Source organism: Planomonospora corallina (assembly GCF_042650625.1).
Classification (GTDB): Bacteria; Actinomycetota; Actinomycetes; order Streptosporangiales; family Streptosporangiaceae; genus Planomonospora_B; species Planomonospora_B corallina.
This window is the reverse complement of sequence record NZ_JBHSBM010000041.1, coordinates 1-3305: the sequence shown is the minus strand read 5'-3', so window position 1 is coordinate 3305 and position 3305 is coordinate 1. Positions and strand designations below refer to the sequence as shown.

Here is a 3305-nt window from a genome sequence, read left to right as displayed (position 1 = left end):
CCGGACCACCGAACGGACACGCCACGAACCGCTCCGCCGTCAACCCCGACCGGCCGAGGTAGCCGCGGGCGAGTCCCGGACCGGCGAGGTACAGCTCCCCCGGCACGCCGACGGGCACCGGCCGGAGCCGGCCGTCCAGCACGTAGACGCGGGCGTCCCGGATGGGGGCTCCGATGGGCGGGATCTCGCCGGGGCGGAGGGGGCCGCTCATCGTGGCGGCGATCGTGGCCTCGGTGGGGCCGTAGGCGTTGACCATCAGCCGGCCGGGAGCCCAGCGCTCCACCAGGTCGGGGCCGCAGGCGTCGCCGCCGACCGCCAGGGTCCGGAAGCCCTCCAGCGGGGCTGCGGGCACGCTCGCCAGCGCCGCCGGGGGGATCAGCGCGTGGGTGACGCGCTCCTCCTCCAACACCGCGGCCAGCTCCGCGCCGCCGTACACGCCCCGGGGCGGGATGACGAGGGCGGCTCCGGCGGCGAAGGCCATGAGCATCTCCATGACCGAGGCGTCGAAGCTCGGCGAGGCGAACTGCAGCACCCGGCTGTCCGGCTCCACCCGGAGCCGGTCCCGCTGCGACTCGGCGAACGCGGCGATGCCCTCGTGGGTGACGACCACGCCCTTGGGCCTGCCGGTCGAGCCCGAGGTGTAGATCACGTAGGCGGGGTGCCGGAGGTCGCGCCGTACCTCGTCCTCTCCAAGATTCCCGGCCGGGACCGCGGAGACGTCCGCGGCGGCGAGCAGTTCCTCTCCGACCACCAGGACCGGGCAGGCGTCGTCCAGCATCATGGTGATCCGCTCGGCGGGGTAGCCGGGGTCCACCGGCAGGTAGGCGGCGCCCGCCTTGGCCACGGCCAGCGCCGCGACGACCAGGTCGGCCGAGCGCGGCAGCAGCAGCGCGACCACCTGCTCGGGTCCGGCGCCGCGCCGCCGCAGCAGCCGGGCGAGCCGGTTGGCGCGGGCGTTGAGCTCGCCGTAGGTGAGGGTCGTCGCGCCGTCTGCCAGCGCGGTCGCGCCGGGGGTCCGTGCCGCCGCCGCCTCGAAGATCTCCGGCAGCGTACGGCGCGGCACCGGTCCGCCGGTGGTGTTCCACTCCTGGAGGATCCGCCGCCGCTCGTCCTCCTGGAGCAGGTCGAGCTCCCCGACGGGCGTGTCGGCCGCCGCGGCCACCGTGGCGAGCAGGTGCCGCAGACGGCCGAGCAGGCGCTCGGCCTCGGCCGCGGTGAACAGGTCGGGCCGGTGGTCCAGGCGGAGCGTGAGCCGCTCGCCGGGGACGGCGGCGAGCGCGAGCGGGTAGTGGTGGGCGTCGGTCGAGCCGAATCCGGTCAGCCTCAGGTCGCCGAGGGCGACGCCTGCCGCGTCCGGATCGAACGGGTAGTTCTCCAGCACGGTGACGGTGTCGAAGAGGGCGCCGCGGTGGATCTCGGTCAGGCCGAGGTGGTGGTGGGGCAGCAGCTCGGCCTGCTCGTCCTGGAGGCGGGCCAGCAGCTCGCCGAAGGGCTCGTCCGGGTCGAGCCGTACCCGGACCGGGACGGTGTTGATGAACAGGCCGACCATGCGCTCGACGCCGGGCAGCTCCGGCGGGCGGCCCGAGACGACCGCGCCGAAGACGACGTCGTCGCGGCCGGTGAGCTGGGAGAGCAGGACGCCCCAGCCCGCCTGGAGCACGGTGTTGATCGTGACGCCGTTGCGGCGGGCCGTCCGGGTGAGGGTCCTGGTCAGCGCGGTGTCCAGCTCGAGATGGACCCGCTCCGGCGGGAGGGCGGAGGCGCCCGCGGCGGCGGGGGCCACCAGCGTCGGCCCGTCCACGCCGTCGAGGGCCCGCTCCCACGCCCGGCGCGCCGCGTCCCGGTCCTGCCGGGCCAGCCACGCCAGATAGTTCTTGTACGGCGGCGCGGGGGCGGCCTCCACGCCCAGGTAGAGGGCGAGCAGTTCGGTGACCAGGAGCGGGGTGGACCAGCCGTCGAGCAGGATGTGGTGGTTGGTCAGGATCAGCCGGTGCCGCTCCGGTGCGACCCTGACCAGGGTGGGGCGGAGCAGCGGCGGCCGGGTCAGGTCGAAGGGGCGTTCCCGCTCCTCGGCTGCCACCCGCTCGGGGTCCGTGCTCTCGACCTCGCGCCAGGGGAGGTCGACCCGTTCGGGGACGATCTGGACCGGCCGGCTGAGGTCCTCGTGCCAGAAGCCGGCGCGCAGGTTGGGGTGGCGCTCCAGCAACCGCTCGGCGGCCCGCCGCAGCCGGGCCGCGTCGAGCGGCCCGTCGAGGTCGAGCGTCGCCTGCGCGGTGTAGACGTCGTGCTCGTCGTGGAGCGCGTGGAAGAACAGGCCCTGCTGCAGCGGCGAGAGCGGAAGGATGTCCTGGACCTGCGTCATCGTCTCTCCCATGCGGCCTGGATGCGGTCGATCTCGTCCTGGTCCAGCTCGACCAGGAGGTCGCTCGGCGTGTGCCCGCCGGCGCCGTGCGCGGCCAGCCCGCCGAGCGCGTCGAACCACGTCTCCGCCAGCTCTTCGGCCTCCGCCTCGGTGAGCACCCCGTCCGGCCAGGACCAGACGGCCTCCAGGTGCGGGCCGTCCGGGCGGTCGTGGACGGTCGTGTTGATCTCGATGACGTGGGCCGCCGCCATCTCCGGGTCGTGGCCGCCGGGTTCCGCCGGGACCACGTTCCAGTCGCCCTCTCCCGCGGTGACCCTGCCGAGGTGGTTGAAGACGATCTGCGGGCGGGGCAGGTCCGCCAGTTCGGCGGCGGTCTCCGGGTCGAGGTGGCGGAGCAGGCCGTACCCGAGGCCGTTGCCGGGGACCGCCCGGAGCTGCTCCTTGACGCGTTTGATCGCCTGGGTGACGGTCCGCTCGTCGGTCCAGGACGTGGCGCCCGCGTCGAGCCGGACCGGGTACATGGTGGTGAACCAGCCGACGGTCCGGGACAGGTCGTACCCGCCGTCGATCTCCTCACGGCCGTGGCCCTCCAGGTCGAGCAGGACGGAGGTGCCGCGTCCGCCGTGCTTCCTGCGCCAGTGCGCCACGGCCAGGGTGAGGCCGGTGAGCAGCACGTCGAGGCTCCGGCCGTGGAAGGCCGCCGGGACGGTGGTGAGCAGCGGTTCGGTCCGCTCGGGCGGCAGCGTGAGCCGGAGTGTGCGGACGGTCGCGACGGTGTCCTTGTCCGGGTCGAGCGGCCGGTGGCCGATGCGGGGGTTGGGGCCGTCGAGGATGTCGATCCAGTCGTCGAGCTCGTCCGTCCTGTTCCGTGCCTCGGTGCGGAGCGCCCGTGCCCAGGTGCGGAACGACGTCGGCACCGGCGCCAGCTCGGGAACCTCTCCCC

Annotated in this window: 2 protein-coding genes; both read right to left on the bottom strand. The window is 74.7% G+C overall.

Translation table 11 applies throughout. The features are described from left to right. The coding region (locus tag ACFOWE_RS28420; RefSeq protein ID WP_377293190.1) for a non-ribosomal peptide synthetase at positions 1-2362 on the bottom strand (2362 nt) is incomplete at its 3' end. Beyond that, positions 2359-3305: condensation domain-containing protein (locus ACFOWE_RS28415; protein ID WP_377293188.1), on the bottom strand; the 947-nt coding region annotated here is incomplete at its 5' end. The genes ACFOWE_RS28420 and ACFOWE_RS28415, both read right to left, overlap by 4 nt.